Source organism: Rhodococcus sp. NPDC003318, from assembly GCF_042879035.1.
Lineage (GTDB): Bacteria > Actinomycetota > Actinomycetes > Mycobacteriales > Mycobacteriaceae > Rhodococcus_G.
In genome coordinates, this window is sequence record NZ_JBIAOU010000004.1 from 125,916 (window position 1) to 142,520 (window position 16,605).

General features: G+C 71.2%; 14 protein-coding genes. 8 read left to right on the forward strand and 6 right to left on the reverse strand.

Going from position 1 to position 16,605, the window contains the following annotated elements; translation table 11 throughout:
• Positions 1-2 precede the first annotated feature (2 nt).
• Genes ACFYVR_RS10015 through ACFYVR_RS10025 form a run of 3 tightly spaced genes read left to right on the forward strand, consistent with a single transcriptional unit; the run spans position 3 to position 3,141 of the window.
• Positions 3-800, forward strand: a complete 798-nt coding sequence (locus ACFYVR_RS10015) for an enoyl-CoA hydratase/isomerase family protein (RefSeq protein WP_387472277.1) — start codon at positions 3-5, stop codon at positions 798-800.
• Positions 801-805: 5 nt separating this feature from the next.
• Positions 806-2,182, forward strand: a complete 1,377-nt coding sequence (locus ACFYVR_RS10020) for a DUF1254 domain-containing protein (RefSeq protein WP_387472279.1) — start codon at positions 806-808, stop codon at positions 2,180-2,182.
• Positions 2,179-3,141: an adenosine deaminase gene (locus tag ACFYVR_RS10025; RefSeq protein WP_387472282.1), complete on the forward strand. Its 963-nt coding sequence runs from the start codon at positions 2,179-2,181 to the stop codon at positions 3,139-3,141. Before ACFYVR_RS10020 ends, ACFYVR_RS10025 begins: the two co-directional genes overlap by 4 nt.
• 195 nt (positions 3,142-3,336) lie before the next feature.
• On the opposite strand, the gene ACFYVR_RS10030 is transcribed toward ACFYVR_RS10025, so the two are convergent.
• On the reverse strand, positions 3,337-4,650 hold the full coding sequence (locus ACFYVR_RS10030; RefSeq protein ID WP_387472285.1) for a D-arabinono-1,4-lactone oxidase: 1,314 nt from the start codon (positions 4,648-4,650) through the stop codon (positions 3,337-3,339).
• A 77-nt stretch (positions 4,651-4,727) separates the two neighbouring features.
• Here ACFYVR_RS10030 and ACFYVR_RS10035 point away from each other — a divergent pair, with 77 nt between their 5' ends.
• The gene (locus ACFYVR_RS10035; RefSeq protein WP_387472287.1) at positions 4,728-5,369 is read left to right on the forward strand and encodes a TetR/AcrR family transcriptional regulator; all 642 of its coding nucleotides are present in this window, start codon (positions 4,728-4,730) and stop codon (positions 5,367-5,369) included.
• A 74-nt stretch (positions 5,370-5,443) separates the two neighbouring features.
• Positions 5,444-6,631, forward strand: a complete 1,188-nt coding sequence (locus ACFYVR_RS10040; protein WP_387472699.1) for an amino acid deaminase/aldolase — start codon at positions 5,444-5,446, stop codon at positions 6,629-6,631.
• A gap of 19 nt (positions 6,632-6,650) precedes the next feature.
• Here ACFYVR_RS10040 and ACFYVR_RS10045 read toward each other — a convergent pair whose 3' ends face one another.
• Positions 6,651-10,106: a TM0106 family RecB-like putative nuclease gene (locus tag ACFYVR_RS10045; protein ID WP_387472701.1), complete on the reverse strand. Its 3,456-nt coding sequence runs from the start codon at positions 10,104-10,106 to the stop codon at positions 6,651-6,653.
• Positions 10,107-10,168: 62 nt separating this feature from the next.
• Here ACFYVR_RS10045 and ACFYVR_RS10050 point away from each other — a divergent pair, with 62 nt between their 5' ends.
• Together ACFYVR_RS10050 and ACFYVR_RS10055 are read left to right on the forward strand one after the other, a co-directional pair.
• Positions 10,169-10,786 carry an alpha/beta hydrolase gene (locus ACFYVR_RS10050; RefSeq protein WP_387472289.1) on the forward strand — a complete coding sequence of 206 codons (618 nt, stop codon included), beginning with the start codon at positions 10,169-10,171 and terminating at the stop codon, positions 10,784-10,786.
• Positions 10,783-11,526, forward strand: a complete 744-nt coding sequence (locus ACFYVR_RS10055; RefSeq protein WP_387472291.1) for a maleylpyruvate isomerase N-terminal domain-containing protein — start codon at positions 10,783-10,785, stop codon at positions 11,524-11,526. The genes ACFYVR_RS10050 and ACFYVR_RS10055 overlap by 4 nt, the downstream gene beginning before the upstream one ends.
• A gap of 50 nt (positions 11,527-11,576) precedes the next feature.
• On the opposite strand, the gene ACFYVR_RS10060 is transcribed toward ACFYVR_RS10055, so the two are convergent.
• Entirely contained in the window at positions 11,577-12,059 is a 483-nt protein-coding gene (locus tag ACFYVR_RS10060) for a hypothetical protein (protein WP_387472293.1), read from the reverse strand.
• Between ACFYVR_RS10060 and ACFYVR_RS10065 the strand changes: the two genes are divergently transcribed.
• The gene (locus ACFYVR_RS10065; protein ID WP_387472295.1) at positions 12,058-12,819 is read left to right on the forward strand and encodes an NAD-dependent deacetylase; all 762 of its coding nucleotides are present in this window, start codon (positions 12,058-12,060) and stop codon (positions 12,817-12,819) included. The two genes, ACFYVR_RS10060 and ACFYVR_RS10065, sit on opposite strands and share 2 nt — an antisense overlap.
• 42 nt (positions 12,820-12,861) lie before the next feature.
• Here ACFYVR_RS10065 and ACFYVR_RS10070 read toward each other — a convergent pair whose 3' ends face one another.
• The 3 genes from ACFYVR_RS10070 to ACFYVR_RS10080 form a co-directional block, all read right to left on the reverse strand.
• Positions 12,862-14,649 carry an AMP-dependent synthetase/ligase gene (locus ACFYVR_RS10070; protein WP_387472297.1) on the reverse strand — a complete coding sequence of 596 codons (1,788 nt, stop codon included), beginning with the start codon at positions 14,647-14,649 and terminating at the stop codon, positions 12,862-12,864.
• Between the two features lie 182 nt (positions 14,650-14,831).
• Positions 14,832-15,458: a phosphoribosyltransferase gene (locus ACFYVR_RS10075; protein ID WP_387472299.1), complete on the reverse strand. Its 627-nt coding sequence runs from the start codon at positions 15,456-15,458 to the stop codon at positions 14,832-14,834.
• A 43-nt stretch (positions 15,459-15,501) separates the two neighbouring features.
• On the reverse strand, positions 15,502-16,455 hold the full coding sequence (locus tag ACFYVR_RS10080) for a hypothetical protein (protein WP_387472302.1): 954 nt from the start codon (positions 16,453-16,455) through the stop codon (positions 15,502-15,504).
• Positions 16,456-16,605: the final 150 nt, after the last annotated feature.

A 16,605-nucleotide genomic window follows, 5' to 3' on the forward strand; every position in this document is an offset into this window, starting at 1 on the left:
CCATGACTGACTCCGGCAGGCCCACCCGTCTCGAACGCACCGCCACCGACGCCGGAGCCGAGGTCGCCGTCCTCACGTTCGACGACGGCGCGCTCAACCTCTTCGACCGGGCCATGTTCGACTCCCTGGTCGCAGACCTGGACGCGCTGACCGCCCGGCCGCCGCGTGCCCTGCTGCTGCGTGCCGAGGGCAGGGTCGTGTCCGGAGGTGTCGACGTGCACCTGTTCGACGGCCTGACGGAAGACGAGGGCGCCGAACTCTGGCGCACCCTGTTCGCCGAGATCATCCACCAGATCGAGGCGCTGCCGTGCCCGGTCGTGTACGCCGCGCACGCACTGACCCTGACCGCGGCGTTCGAGATCTCGCTCGCCTGCGACATCATCCTCGCGGCGCCCGGGGCGAAGTTCGGCCTCGTCGAGACGGTCGTCGGCCTGACCCCGTCCATGGGCGGCCCGCAGCGGCTCGCCGAGCGCGCGGGGTCCGGTCGGGCCAGGGAGTTCGTCATGACCGGCGACCTGTACGACGCCGAGACGATGCGCTCGTGGGGTGTGGTCAACGCGGTCCACGACGACGTCGACGTCGCGGCGCGGGCACTGACCGCCCGGCTGGCGGACGGGCCGACCCGCGCCCACCGCGCCACGAAGGAGATCATCGAGGCCTGGCGTTCGGGTGGTGTGGCCCACGCGGATTCGGTCACCCCCGACGTCTCCGGCGTCCTCTTCGGCACCGACGACCTCAAGGGTGCGGTCCGCAGCTTCCTCGAGGTTGGTCCGGGCAGGGCGACGTACGCCGGCCGGTGACGCGGATGCGCCGGTGGACGGGGGTGCGGTGGACGGTCGCGATGCTGGCCGCGGTCGCCCTGCTCGCCGGCTGTGCGTCACCCGACCCGGCTGCGGTCGAGTCGCGTGGCGACGCCGAGACCGCCGCGGACGGGTTCGTCTACGGTTACGCGCCGGTCGCGTTGGCCCGGACCCGCGCGAACATGACCTGCCTGCTGCCGGTCAACCAGCTGTACAACCAGTCGCAGATGGCCGGGCCCGAGTCGCGCACGGTGGTCGCGCCGAACGTCGACACGCTCTACTCGATCGCCTGGCTGGACCTGCGGTCCGGCCCGGTGCGGTTGACGCATCCGGACCTGGGGGAACGGTACTTCGGTTTCCAGTTCCTCGACATCTACAGCAACGTCGTCGCGAACGTGGGGACCCGCGAGACCGGGACCGCCGCGGGCACCCACCTGATCGTGCCGCCGGGGTGGTCCGGCGACCCCGGCGGCGCCCGGGTGATCGAGTCGCCGACGTGGGACGTGTGGATGATCGGCCGCACCCTGGTGACATCGGAGTCGGATCTCCAGGCGGCCCAGGCGGCGCAGCGGCAGTACACGATGCAGGTCGTCGGTCCCGCGCCCGCCTCGGTGCCGCCCACGTTGCCGCCGCCCGACTGCGGCAACAATCCGGCTCCGCAGACGCCGGCCGCCTCCGGAGCCGCGTTCTACGACGAGCTCGCCGCGATCCTCGCCGCCGACCCGCCGCCGCCACAAGACGAACCACTGTTGGAACGGATCGCGGAACTCGGTGTGACGCCGGGAGCGACGCCGAGTGCGGGCGACCCCGAGGACGTCACCGCGCTCGCCGCCGGGGTGGCGATCGGAATGCGGCGGGTCGAGGAGGCGATCGCCACCGGCGCGGACGGCCCCCCGGGATCGTGGAGCACCCTCGAGAACGCCGGCCGCTACGGCACCGACTACCTGCAGCGGGCCGTCGTCGCGCGAATCGGGCTCGGCGCCAACGTGCCCGAGGAATCGACGTACCACGTCACCCGCACCGCGGCCGACGGGCAGGAGTTGCAGGGCGTGGACGGCTGTCGGCTGCACTTCGCGGCGGACGCACTGCCGCCCGTCGACCCGCGCGGCTTCTGGTCGATCACGCTGTACGGCCCCGACATGTTCCTCGTGCCGAACGCCCTGGGCCGCTATGCGATCGGAGATCGGACGCCCGGCCTGGTGTGGGGTGCGGACGGCTCCCTCGACGTGCAGGTGTCGGCGTCGCCGCCGGTGGGCGGCACGGCGAACTGGCTGCCCGCGCCGGACGGCGAGTTCGTCCTCATGCTGCGTTCGTATCTCCCGACCGACCCGTCGTGGAATCCACCGGCGGCCCGACCCGAGTCCCAGGAGGCACCGCGATGACGACCCCGTTGGCCGAACTGCACATGCACATCGAGGGTTCGCTCGAGCCCGAGCTGATCTTCGAACTGGCCGACCGCAACCGCGTCGAGCTGCCCTACCGGGACCTCGACGACCTGCGGTCACGGTACGAGTTCACCGATCTGCAGTCGTTCCTCGACCTGTACTTCGCGAACATGACGGTGCTGCGGACCGCGCAGGACTTCGCCGACCTGACCCGCGCCTACTTCGCCCGGGCGGCCGCGGCGGGGGTGCGGCACGCGGAGATCTTCTTCAACCCGCAGGCGCACACGGCACGGGAGGTGCCGCTCGCGGAGGTGCTGGACGGGCTCGGCGAGGCGACGGCGGCGAGCGAGCGCGAGTTCGGCATCAGCAGTGGCCTGATCGCCGGGATCCTCCGGGACCGTCCCGTCCCCGAGGCCGACGCGCTGCTCACCGACCTGCTCGCCGCCGAGGCGCCGATCATCGGCATCGGGCTCGACTCCGCCGAGGTCGGGTATCCGCCGTCCCTGTTCGCGGACGTCTACGCCCGGGCGCGGGCGGCGGGGCTGCACACCGTCGCACACGCCGGGGAGGAGGGCCCGCCGGACTACATCCGCCAGGCCCTCGACCTGCTCGGCGTCGAGCGGATCGACCACGGCATCCGGTGCCTCGATGACGACGCCCTCGTGGATCGTCTCGTGCGCGAACGGGTTCCGCTGACCACGTGCCCGCTGTCGAACGTGCGGCTGCGGGTGGTGGACCGGCTCGCCGACCACCCGATCCGGTCGATGCTCGCGCGGGGACTGCGCGTCACGGTGAACTCCGACGACCCCGCCTACTTCGGCGGCTACGTCGACGACAACCTGACCCGGCTGCGCGACGAGGTCGGACTGACGGACGCGGAGCGGGAGACGTTGGCGCACAACTCGATCGAGGCGTCCTTCGCGAGCGACGAGCGCAAGGCGGAACTGCTCGGCTAGGGCGAGTCTCCCGATCCCTCTCGGATGCACCAGGCGCGACAATCGTCGGCCTGCAAGCCCGAGGAGTCGCTCCGCGGGCTCCGCTCCTGCGCGGAGGAGAAGCCGACACCGCGGTTCGGCGGCCGACGACAACGCGGCAGGCGGACGATTGGGACGTCGGGGGCGCCGAAATGGGGATGGGGAGACGCGCCCTGGTCAGCCGAGTACGCGGCGCAGGTAGTCGTTGTCGAACACCTGCCCGGGGTCGTACTTGTCTCGGGCCGAACGGAATTCGTCGAAGTGCCGGTAGGTGGGCCGCAGGTCCTCCGCGGTTCGCGAGTGCAGCTTGCCCCAGTGCGGGCGGCCGTCCACCGCCCGCGCGATGGTCTCCACCGCGTCGAAGTACTCGCGGTGGTCGCGCCGGTGGTACTGGTGCACCGCGATGTACGCGGTCTCGCGGCCGTTGGCGGTCGACAGCCAGATGTCGTCGGCAGCGGCGAACCGCACCTCGACGGGGAAGGCGACGGTGAAGTCGGAGTCGGTGATCCAGCGGTCGATCTCGCGGAGCGTGTCCGCCAGCGCTTCGGCGGGGACGGCGTACTCCATCTCGCGGAACCGCACCCGGCGGGGCGACGCGAAGACCCGGTAGCTGCGGTCGGTGTAGGTCCGCGCGCCCAGGACCCGTGCGGTGAGTTTGTTGATCTGCGGGATCGCCGCCGGAAACCGGGTGGCGATCCGGTTGACGCCCTCGAACACGGTGTTGGACAGGAGTTCGTCGTCGATGTAGGCGCGCAGCGCCGGGACCGGGTCCGGTGGCGTGTCGCCCGGCAGTCTGGTGTTGTGCTTGGTCAGGATCCGGTCGGTGTGCGGGAACCAGTAGAACTCGAAGTGGTCGACGCTGCCGACGTGCTCGTCGAGGTTCGCCAACGTCTCGCCGAGCCGCGCGGGCGCCTCGACGGCGCGCAGCATGTAGGCCGGTGCGCAGTGCAGCGTCAGCGACACGATGATGCCGACGGCGCCGAGCCCGAGGCGGGAGGCGTGGAAGAGTTCGGGATTCTCCTCGGCGGAACAGTCGGCGACGGTGCCGTCGGCGAGGACGAGCTGCAGGCTCCGGATCTGGTTCGCCAGGCCGCCGAAGCGGGCTCCGGTTCCGTGGGTCCCGGTGGAGATCGCACCGGCGATGGACTGCGCGTCGATGTCGCCGAGGTTCACCATCGCCAGGCCGAGATCCCACAGTGCGGGATTGAGCTCGTACAGACGGGTGCCTGCCAGCACGGTGACGAGTGCGCCGGACGGCGAGACGGGCACCGCCGAGGTGATGCCGCGGAGATTGTCTAGGCTGATCATCACGCCGTCGGTGACGGCCACGGACGTGAAGGAGTGACCGGCGCCGATGCACTTGACGTGCAGTCCCTCGGACGCGGCGCGGGCGACCTCCGCGCTCACCTCCGCGACGCTCTTCGGGGTCGCGAAACGGCGTGGACTGGCGCCCGCACAGTGGGCCCAGTTGTGCCACGTCTGAGTTTCCATCCGACCATGATCTCCTGGACGGCCGTCCAGGTCAACACCTGGCGCACAATCAGGTTGCGACGAATTACGATCAGCAGATGCTGAATCGGCTTCCCGCGGACGAACGACGTGCACAGCTGGTGGAGTCGGCGATGGGCATCGCGGAACGGGGGGGCGTCAGCTCCGTCACGATCCGTGCCGTCGCCGAGGATGCCGGGGTGTCACTCGGGGTGGTCCACTACTGCTTCGAGAGCAAGGAGGCGCTCGTTGCGGCGATGGGCGAAGCCCTGGTCCTGCAGCTGAGTCAGGCGCTGCGCTATGCGTTCTCGCAGGCGCACGCCGAGGAGGCGCAGAGCGGCCTGCGCGGACTCCGGGAACTGCTCCACAGTGGGCTGTCGGCGATGTGGCCGATCGTCGAGGCGACCCCGAATCGGCAGCTGCTCACCTACGAGATCACCGCGTACGGGCTGCGTCAGCAGGCCGCGGGCGCGGAGCTGGCCGGGGCGATCGCCGACAACCAGTACGCGACGATGGACGCTGAGGCCATCGAGTTCCTGGAGCGGTCGGCCGAGTACACCGGGACCCGGTGGACCGAGCCGGTTCCGCACCTGGCGCGGTTCGCGCTCGCCGTGATCGACGGGATCGTGCTGCGGTGGCTGGTGGACCACGACGGTGAAGCCGTCATCGCACAGCTCGACGACCTGGTGCAGATGGTGACGCGCAAGGCCGTCGAGGCCTGACCTCGTTCGTGGACAGTCGTCCAACTGGGTGGTTGACTGCAGCCGTGACCGCGACAACGAATCGGACGGACGCCATGCCGCACACCGGGACGGTCGAGTCGGTGCTCGCCCGGCTCGACGCGGCGACCCGCCCACTCGACCCGCCGTTCGCCGCGGTCGACCTGCCGTCCCTGCGCGCCAACGCCGCCGACCTGCTCCGCCGCGCCGGCGGCACCCCGATCCGCGTCGCCAGCAAGTCCGTCCGCTGTCGGGCCGTCCTCGCGGAGGCACTCGGCCCGGACCTGACCGGCCGCGGCGGGTTCCGCGGAGTCATGGCGTACTCGCTGCGTGAAGCGATCTGGCTCGTCCGGGGCGGCGCCCGTGACGTGCTGATGGGCTATCCGACCGTCGACCGCGCGGCCCTCGCCGAACTGGCGGCCGATCCGCTGTTGCTCGACTCGATCACCCTGATGGTCGACGGCACCGACCACCTCGACGTCGTCGCCGCGGCCGGAACCACCCGAGCCCGCGTGTGTCTCGACGTCGACGCGTCGCTGCGGATCGGACCCGTGCACCTCGGCGTCCGCCGATCCCCGCTGCGCACTCCGGACGAGGCGGCGCACCTGACCCGGCTCGCCGTCGACCGCGGGTTCGCGGTGGTCGGGGTGATGTTCTACGAGGCGCAGATCGCCGGCCTGCCCGACAGCAGCGCCGCGGTCCGGCTGGTGAAGCGGGCGTCCGCCGCCGAACTGTCCACCCGCCGCGGGGCGGTCGTCGACGCGGTCACGGCGGTCGCGGGCCCCCTCGCGATCGTCAACAGCGGCGGCACCGGCTCGCTGGAGGTGAGCTCCGCCGACCCGGCCGTCACCGAGGTCACCGCCGGTTCGGGTCTGTTCGTGCCCACCCTGTTCGACCGGTACCGCGCGTTCACGCCCCGGCCCGCGATGTTCTTCGCCCTGGCCGCGGTCCGCAGGCCGACACCGAGGATCGCGACCCTGTTCTCCGGCGGATACATCGCGTCGGGACCGGCGGGGGCGTCCCGGGTCCCGACGCCGGTGTGGCCGGCAGGCCTGAAGCTGCTGCGCAACGAGGGTGCCGGTGAGGTGCAGACCCCGGTGACGGGGTTGGCCGCGACGGCGCTGCGTGTCGGGGACCGGGTCTGGTTCCGGCACGCCAAGGCCGGCGAGCTGTGCGAGCGGCTGACCGACGTGCACCTCGTCGACTCCGGCGGCAGCGTCACCACCGTCCCGACCTACCGCGGCGAAGGGCAGTGCTTCGGTTGACCGGGGACCGCCGGTACAGCTAGCAGGGGTGGGTGCGCAGGAACGCGCCCAGCTCGGTCAGTCCCGCGGGGGTGGACGGCAGGTAGTCGGTGAGGGCGCGGGACCGGACGATCACCGCCCGCCACTTGCCACGGGAGATGGCCACGTTCATGCGGTTCCGGGACAGCAGGAAGCCCATTCCGCGGGGCACCTCCTGCGCGGAGGACGCCGTCATCGACACGAACACCACCGCCGCCTCGCGTCCCTGGAACTTGTCGACGGTACCGACGAGCACCTCGCCCAGCCCGGCCGCGGCCAGGCCGGCGCGGATCAGTGACACCTGCGCGTTGTAGGGCGCGACGACCAGGATGTCGCCCTGCCCGAGCGGACGCGGCTGCGCACCTGTGGCCTCCGTCCACGCGGTGCCGATCAGCGCGGCCGCCTCGGTGGTGATCGCCTCGGCCTCCTCCACGGAGTGGGTGGAGTTCCCCACGTGGTCGACGAACAGGGTGCCGACTCCGGGTTCGACTCCGGCGAGGTGCCGGCCGGCGGTCACCGACTCCTTCGCGTGCAGCCGGCCCTCGTAGGACAACGCGGAGACCGACGCGCACACGGCCGGGTGCATCCGCCAGGTGACGTCGAGGAAGTAGCCGAGTTCCGGTGGCAGCGCGCCGTGCCCGTCTGCCAGCCAGCCGAGGGCGGAGGTGTCCACCGGCTCGGGGTGGATGCCCTGACTGACCTGCGGCAGTTGCTGCGGATCGCCGAGGAGCAGCAGGTTGCGGGCGCTGATGCCCACCGCGACGGTGTTGGCGAGGGAGAACTGCCCGGCCTCGTCCACGACGAGCAGGTCGAGGGTGCCCGGCGGCACGCGGTCGGCGTGTGCGAAATCCCATGCGGTGCCGCCGATCACGCAACCGTCCTGCTGGTGTTCGCGCAGGAACTCGGGGAAACCGCTCGGCTCGAGCTTCGTCCACTCCGGGTTCGCGGCCAGGCCCGAGCCGGGTTTCTTGGCGACCCGCTCCCCGGGGACACCCGACCGGACCACCGCGTCGAGCATGTTCTCCACCACCGAATGCGACTGCGCGACAACGCCGACCCGCCACCCGTGCCGGGCGACCAGGTCCGCGACGACGGCCGCGCCGGTGTGCGTCTTGCCGGTTCCGGGCGGCCCCTGCACCGCCAGGTACGAGTGGTCCAGGTCGAGTAGGGCCGCGATGATCGCGGGTGCCCGGTGGTCGGGATCGGCGGCGGGCAGCGGCCCGCCGGACCGGGTGCGCGGAGGTGTCCGGCGCAGAATGTCGACGGCGGCGGTGCCCGGCATGGTCGGCAGCCCGGCCGCCGCCTCGCCGGCCTGTGCCGCGATCGCCGCCTCGATGTTCTTGGTGGGCACCGGGCGTCCCGGAGCCAGTGCCATCGGCGTGGGGGAGTGGGGGTCGGTGGCCGACTGCAACTCCTCCACGACGACGACGTCGCGCGGCTGCCCGTCCGGTCCCGGCTCCGCGCCCTGCTCGAGCACGGTCACGGTGACGGTGCCGCGGGTGGCGGCGTCCGCGGATCCGATGCCCGTCGCCGCGTCGTACAGCGCGAAGGGCTGGTCGCCGACCTTCGTCGTCGACCCCGCACCCCAGCGGCCGACCAGCCGGACCGTGCGCCGCAGCTTGCGCTGCCGCGGGCTGCTCTTGTGCCACTCCTGCGTCACGGTCACCGAGTCGGCGGCGAACACGTCCGCGGTGTCGGCCCACTCGTCCGCGGGTGCGGTGAGCCGGTCGAAGTGCGCCCACCAGTACGGTTTCCGCTCCCTGCGGTGGTAGCCCAGGGCTGCCGCCATCAGTGCCGCGGCCTGCTGGTCGGCGGTGCGCTTGCCGGCCAGCACGTCGCCGACGTACTCGCGCAGTGCCAGCTCGGACGGGTCCGGTTGTTCGACGACGGCGGTCACCGCCTGCTGCACCGGGTGCGGTCGCACGTCGCGTTCGCCGGCCAGGCCGAGCAGCCAGTCGCGCAGCCGCAGCGTCGACAGGCAGTCGAATTCGTTGTAGTCGGCGATGCCCTGCAGCAGTTCGGCGGCCTCGGCGTCGTGGCCGCCGTCGCGCAGCGCGCAGTAGTCGGCGTACGCGACGATCGACGCGGCCGCGTTGGTGACGTCCCCGCCGCGGGGCTGCTCCGTCATGTACAGCGGCTCGAGCTTCTTGATCGAGTACGAAGACGCCCCGATCCGGATCGCGCCGCGCACCACCGGATACAGGTCCACGAGGACGTTCTCGCGCAGCAGCGCGTCGACGGTCTCCTCGCCGACGCCGTACCGCCCGGCCAGGCGGAGCAGCGCCGTCTTCTCGTAGGCGGCGTAGTGGTAGACGTGCATGTCCGGGAAGCGTTTCCGGCGCTCGGTCACGTAGGCGAGGAAGTCGAGCAGAGCGCGGCGTTCCTGCTCGCGGTCGTGGGCCCAGAACGGGAGGAACGTGCCGTCCGCCTCCATGACACCGAACAGGTACTCGAGACCCCAGTCGGGTGAACCGCCCTCCGCCCAGAGCGGATCGCCCTCGAAGTCGAAGAAGATGTCGCCGGCGTCGGGCGCGGGGATCCCGGCCAGGGCCGCGCCGTCGCCGATCACCTCGAACACCGGTGTGCCGCTGCGTTCCTGACGCACCTGCGCCGCGGCCTGGCCGCGCAACGACTCGAAGGTTCGGGCGCTCATCCCGACGACCGGCGCCTCGGCGGCAGCGAGCGCGTCGATCGTCGTGACGCCGCCGCGAACGAGCTTGTCCCGCTGCGTCCCACGCAGACCCGCGACGAGAATCAGATCGCGGCTGCGCTCGACCTCCGGAGTGCAGTCCTCGCAGCGCCCGCACCCGCCGACCGCGCCCCACTGCACCGGCGCGCCCCCGGCGTGGTGGGTGTCGAGCAGCCGCACCAGCGCGTCGCGGCGCTGCCGGAACACCGGCCGGATGTCGGCGAGCGGGTGGGTGACGATGCTGTCGTCCCCGAGGATCAGGCTCGCGGTCGCGGTGGTGGGGACGCCGTGCCCGGCGAGTGCGTCCGCGTACGCGGCCAGTTGCAGGAGCGAGGGGACGCGCGCGTGCCGCGACAACTTGGTGTCGACGACCTCGTAGGCGTCCCCCCGGCGGACCAGGAAGTCGCAGTAGCCGAGGAACCGGCCGTCGAAGAAGGTGCCCTGGTAGATCACGTCGGCCCCGGCCCGCGCGGCGGCGACCGTCGCGCGGTTCGCGTGGGTCAGTTCCTCGAAGTCCAGCGCCGGCCGGTCGATGGTGACGACCCCGTCGCCGAACAGTTCCCGGTAGGCGTCGAGCCGGCGGTGTTCGTGCGCGTCGCCGAGTGCCGACGTACGGGCGAGCATCGGGTCGGGTGCGTCGGTGCGGTCCGCGCCCGGTGCGGTGCGTCCGAGCTTCGCGTCGAGCCGGCGCAGCAGCGCGAACTCGCAGTCCGCGGCCTGGGAGAGGTCGCTGGCGCTGTGGATGAGCACGTCGTCGAGGAGGAACACGGACCCGACTATCGCAGACACCGCCGGCAGGGGCGGTGGTGCCGCGTTGCGATAATCCTGCGGTGCCGTTCTTCGATGGAGTCTCCGGGCAGGTCCACCACCGCGACTGGTCGTGCGCCGATCCCGTCGCCGGTCTGGTGTTCCTCCACGGGATGGGGCAGCACAGCGGCCACTACCACCGCTTCGCGCGGGAACTCGGCGCCGCGGGGATCGCGACGTGGGCACTCGACCACGTCGGGCACGGCCTGAGCGAGGGCGACCTCGGCGACCCGGGGCCGATCGCCGACCTCGGCGCCAACGCCCTGCGGCTGACGGAGATCGCGGAGCAGCAGCAGCCCGGGCTGCCGCTGGCGATCATGGGGCATTCCCTCGGCGCCGCCGCCGCCCTCGCGGCGCTGGAACAGGACCCGCAGCGGTTCGCTGCCGTGATCCTGTGCGGGCTCCCACGGAGGGTGGCGGCGGGACCCGGCCCCACCGGCGTCACGGCACCGATCCTGATCGTGCACGGAGTCGACGACCGGCTCGCCCCCGTCGACGGCGCGCGCACCTGGGCCGCAGCGGTCCCAGGTGCGCGTCTGATCGAGTACGAGGACGCCGGTCACGATCTGCTGCACGAACCGGTGCACCGCCGCGTCACCTCCGACGTCGCGGCGTTCGTCCGCGATACCGTGCAGCCATGACGCCCGACGAACACGTGGACCTGTTGCGCACCGAGGGCATGCGGCTGGCGGCGATGCCTGCCGGCGCGCTGGGGGCTCCGGTGCCGACGGTGCCGGGGTGGACGCTCGAGCGGGTGATCCGACACACCGGGCGGGTGCACCGCTGGGCGACGGCGACGATCGCCGCCGGTCCGTCGGCGACGCTCGGTGCACAGGTGCCCTCGCTGCCCTCCGGACCGGAGTGCCTGCCGGCCTACCGGGAGGCACTCGAGGAGCTGCTGGCGGAACTGGCCGCCCACGATTTCGATCGCGGCGCACCGACATTCACGGGTCCGGGTGCGGTGAGCTTCTGGGCGCGGCGTCAGGCCCACGAGGTGGCGGTGCATCGGGTCGACGCCGCCGACGCCGTGCACGCCGCGGGTGGCCGGGCACCCGAGGCGGTCGACGCCCGGGCCGCGGCGGACGGTGTGGACGAGTGGGCGAACCTGATGCTGCGGCGGGCACTCGCGGACGTGCCCGCGCCGCTGGTGGGCAGGACCGTTCACCTGCACGGCACCGACACCGACGACGCCGAGTGGCTGCTGACCTTCACCGCCGACGGCGTGCAGGTCGAGACGGGACACGCGAAGGGCGACGTCGCGATCCGCGGCACCGCGGAGGAACTGCTGCTGACGATGTGGCGTCGCCGGCCGCTGGCCGCACTCGAGATGTTCGGTGACGCGGAGGTCGCGCAGCGGATGGTCGACGCCGCGGTCATCTGACGTGCGGCTCCGCCGCCTGTGCGCGAGCGTGGTTGCTGGGACGACCGAAGTCACGCACGGGCTGGGGGGACCTGCCGCTTGCGGGGGACGGAGCTGCCCCCGCAGGCCCACGTCAGCCCGGCGGCCTGCTGCGCCGATGCGAGGGTCCGGGCGAGCATCGCGTCGGTCAGCGCCTCGTCCTCGAGGCCGAGGCACCCGAGTATCGTGACCGGTCGCTCGCCTGCGCTCGTGGCCGTCGCCGCGTGCGCGAACCCGAGCCCGTCCACCGACAGCAGCTCCACCGTCGCCGTCCACGGATCCGGCCCGAACGCCACGACCGCACGCACCCACGGCTGCAGCTCGGCCCACTCGTCGGCGGGGTCGGCGACGATGCGGGCGCCGAAGAGCTTCTGACCGTCGCCCAGACGGTCGGTGTCCCTGGCGGCGATCCCGGCCCGGTACAGGGCGTGCAGGAGACGAGGCTCGGCGCCGCGCGGATTCACCAGCAGCAGCTTGGGCAGGGTGTCACCGTATCCGGGGACAATCGTCGACATGACCTCCATTGAACCCGACCCCGCTCTGCTCGCCGCCGCCCGCTCCGCCGCGAACGTGGTGGTGTTCTCCGGCGCCGGGATGTCGGCGGAGTCCGGTGTGCCGACGTTCCGCGACGCGTTGACGGGGCTGTGGGAGAGGTTCGACCCCACCGAGCTCGCGACGCCGCACGCGTGGGAGCGGGACCCGGCGCTGGTGTGGGCGTGGTACGAGTGGCGTGCTGCGCTGGTGCGGCGGGTGCAGCCGAACGCGGGTCACCGGGCGGTGGCCCAGTGGGCACGGAACGCCGACGTGACCGTGGTGACCCAGAACGTGGACGACCTGCACGAGCGCGCGGGCTCGGCGGTGGCGGCGCATCTGCACGGCAGCCTCTACGAGCCGCGGTGCTGTGTGTGCGGGCTGTCCGCGGAGCTCGAGGACACCCGGTTCGACGCGCTGCGCGACGAGCCGGCCGAGCGGATCACGCCGCCGTCGTGCGAATCCTGTGGCGCCCCGGTCCGTCCCGGCGCGGTGTGGTTCGGGGAGGAGTTGCCCGCCGACGCCTGGCGGACGTCCGTCGACGCGGTCGAGGGCTGCGATCTGCTGGTGGTCGTCGGCACCTCGGCGGTGGTGTACCCGGCTGCGGAACTGCCGCTGCGAGCCCTGCGCGCCGGTGCGACGGTGATCGAGATCAACCCGGAGCCGACCGCACTGACGACCGCGGTGACCCACTCGTGGCGGGCCACCGCGGCGCACGCGTTGCCGGTCCTCGCTGCGTCGTGATCGCAGCGTAGGTGGAACCCCGGTTCGGGTGTTCGAGCGCCGTCAGGCGTAGAGCGCCTCGATGGCGGTGCCGAAGGATTCGTGGATGACGTTGCGCTTGAGTTTGAGCGTCGGCGTCAGTTCCCCGCTCTCGATGGTGAAGTCGACGTCGAGGATGCGGTACTTCTTGATCCGTTCCGGGGCGGAGACCTTCCTGTTGCCCTCGGCGACCGCGGTTTCGATCTCGGCGATCAGGTCGGGGTGCTTGACGACCTCGGAGATCGGCTCGTTCGCCGCGACGTTGTTGCGTTCCTTCCAGCCCGGCAGTGCCTCCTGGTCGATGGTGATCAGGGCACCGATGAACGGCTTGGCATCGCCGACGACGAGGCACTGGCTGATCAGCGGGTGCGCGCGCAGGGCGTCCTCGAGCACGGCGGGGGCGACGTTCTTGCCGCCCGCGGTGACGATGATCTCCTTCTTGCGGCCGGTGATGGAGACGAAGCCGTCCTCGTCGATGGAGCCGAGGTCGCCGGTGTGGAACCAGCCGTCGCGGATCGCGTCGGCGGTGGCGGCCTCGTTGTGCCAGTAGCCGCTGAACACGACCGGGCCCTTGACCAGGAGTTCGCCGTCGTCGGCGATCTTCACGGCGTGACCGTTGATCGGCTTGCCGACCGTGCCGACCTTCTGCGCGTCGGTGGTGTTGACGGTCAACGCGGCGCTGGTCTCGGTGAGGCCGTAGCCCTCGTAGACCGGGATTCCGACGCCGCGGAAGAAGTGGCCGAGCCGGGCGCCGAGTGCCGCACCGCCGGACAGCGCGCGGTCGCACTGTCCACCGAGGGCCGCGCGCAGCTTGCCGTAGACCAGCTTGTCGAACACGGCGTGCTTGATCTTGAGTCCGAGGCCGGGTCCGCCCTTCTCGAGCGCTTCGCTGTACTCGATGGCGGTGTCGGCTGCCTTCGCGAAGATCTTGCCCTTGCCGCCGTCCTCGGCCTTCTGCTTGGCGGAGTTGTACACCTTCTCGAACACGCGCGGCACCGACAGGATGAAGTGCGGCTTGAACACCGCGAACTGGTCGACCAGCGTGGTCAGGTCCGCGGTGTGGCCGACGGTGACCTTGTTGTCGAAGGCGCCGAAGGAGATCGCGCGGGCGAAGACGTGCGCGAGCGGCAGGAACATCAGCGTGCTGCGGCCCTCGTACATCGAGTCGGACAGCGCGATCTTCACGGCCTGCGACTCGGCGTAGAAGTTGCCGTGCGTCAGTTGCACACCCTTGGGGCGTCCGGTGGTGCCGGAGGTGTAGATCAGGGTGGCGGGGGACGCGGCGGTCACCTGTCCGCGGCGCTCGTGCAGTGCCTCGTCGGTGATCTCGGCGCCGCGGGCGGTGAGTTCGTCGATGGCGCCCGCGTCGAACTGCAGCATCTCGCGGAGCGCGGGGGCCGCCTCGGCGACGTCCTTGACGGTTTCGGCGTGGACGGCGGTCTCGACGACGAGCAGGACGGTCGACGAGTCCTCGAGAATCCACTGGGCCTGGTCCTCGGAGGACGTCTCGTAGATGGACACGGTGCATCCGCCCGCCGTCCAGATCGCGTAGTCGAGGACCACCCACTCGTAGCGGGTGGCCGACAGGATCGCGACGCGGTCACCGAGCTCGACGCCGGACGCGATCAGTCCCTTGGCGACGGCCGCGACCTGCGTGGCGAACTCGGTGGCGGTGACGTCCACCCAGGTGCCGTCGACCAGCTTCTTGAAGGGGACGTGCTGCGGGCATTCCTTCTCGAAGCGGAACACCGTGTCTGCCATCGAGACGTCATCCGGGATGGAAAACGACTGTGGAACTTCGAACTCTCGCACTGAGGACCCCTCCAGAACTACCGACAAGTACGGGTGTGCATTGGATCACATTATCGGGTGGGATGCACCGGGTTCGCTGTCCGGAATGACCGGTTGTAACCGCAGCGAAACACTGTATGTGTTACCTGAAGTTCCGCGAACTGTGGGTTTGTCGCGATCGGCCCGATCGAATGAGTCCGAGATCACGTTTTCAGGGCCCCCTGCACCTCGTGGTCGGTCAGCTGGTGAAAATCGCGATACGCCCCACCGACACCGCCCAGCCATCGCGGCACCAGCGGGCACACCACCTCGTCGGCCTCGGCCCGCACCCGGGTCATCGCCTCCTCCGACGACACCGGCATCGCCACGACGACCCGCGCCGCGCCCTGCGCCCGGGCCACCAGGCAGGCGACGACCGCGGTCGCTCCGGTGGCCATGCCGTCGTCGACGATCACCACGACCCGGTCGGTCATCGGGATCGGCGGACGGTCCCCACGCAACATCCGCACCCGGCGGTCCAGTTCGCGGCGTTCGGTCTCCTCGACCGACGAGAGTGCCCGCCGCGACACCCCGGACTGGGCGATCACGTCGTCGTTGAAGACCCGGACCCCGCCCTCGCCGATCGCACCCATCGCGAGTTCCGGTTGCCACGGCAGACCGAGTTTGCGGACGACGAGCACGTCCAGGTCCGCGTCCAGCGCCCTCGCGACCTCGAGCGCCACCGGAACGCCGCCACGGGGAAGTCCCAACACCAGCGGGTGGTCGGCTCGCAGGTGCCCGAGTGAGGAGGCCAGTTCGCGGCCGGCCTCGGCGCGGGTGGCGTACAGCATCTCGCCTTCGACGCTACCCCCAGTGACGCGCCTCGCGCCGCGATCACAGTGGCGTGACGTGCCACTGCGGATGGTGCACGACCACCGAGTTGTCCGGGGTGGCGCCGGGGCTGAGCCCGATCGTCGCGTTTCCCTCGAGCTGGAAGTCGAACCGCAACTCGGACTGGACCCAGATGATCGCAGCGGGATCTGCGATGACGAATTCGATCGCGGGAGCCGGTCGAAATCCCTGGAACGTGGGGTTCGCCTGCGCGACGCCGTACTCGTTCTCCAGGTCGAAGAGGTTCTCCACGATGAAGTTCTCGCCCAACTGCACCCACGTCGCGTTGTGCGCGAACTGCCACGCGGTCTGGCGTAGCACCATCCAGCACTTGCACCACTTGTCGTCGGCGGCCCAGAGCGGGTGGTAAAAGCCCTGGAATCCGCCGATCTGGCCCCGGATGCTCACTGATGGTGCCGAGCGGTAGCGTCCCGACGCGGACGGGGGACGGCGATCGGGGCCGAGGGCGAAGTGCGCGATCACGCCGGTGCTGAACCTGAGCAGCGGGTCACCTCGGTAATCCACCTTGCCGAAGAAGTGCAGTCCGTCAGCGCGGGGATCGACGCCCAGCCCGCTGTACCAGTGCCACTCCGAGTTCGACCACCAGAACTCGCCCCACCCTGCGGACCGCGGGGCGAAGGCGTCGCCGGCCTCGACGTCGAGGGGCACGACAGGCCACCGCTCGAAGGCGTCCGCGATCCGCGCGGAACGCTCCCGTTCGAGCTCCTCCATCTCGTCGCCGAAGTTCGGGATGTTCCGTTGCGCCCATTCGCGGGCGCTGTCGTTCAGCCGCTTCGCCGCGGCGAGGCGAGGACGTGTCGAGGTGTCCTGCTGCCTGTCCGACAAGTCCTGGAACTCTCGTTCCGCCAGTTCGCTCAGCGCCGCCCGGTCCTCGGACGCCACCTTCGGGTTGTCTGCGTGGTCGCGGTGGATCGCAGATTCGGTCGTCGAGGTCATGGTTTCGCCTCCGATGTTCGCGCCGGCGCGGAGCTCGAACACCTCGCGAGCGGGCCCCGCTGTGGACGAACTCAACGTAAGAGCGCATGCGAGACGAGTCACGAGTGGCGGACTACCCGAATTCGGTGCGCGACCCCGTACCCCTCGCGG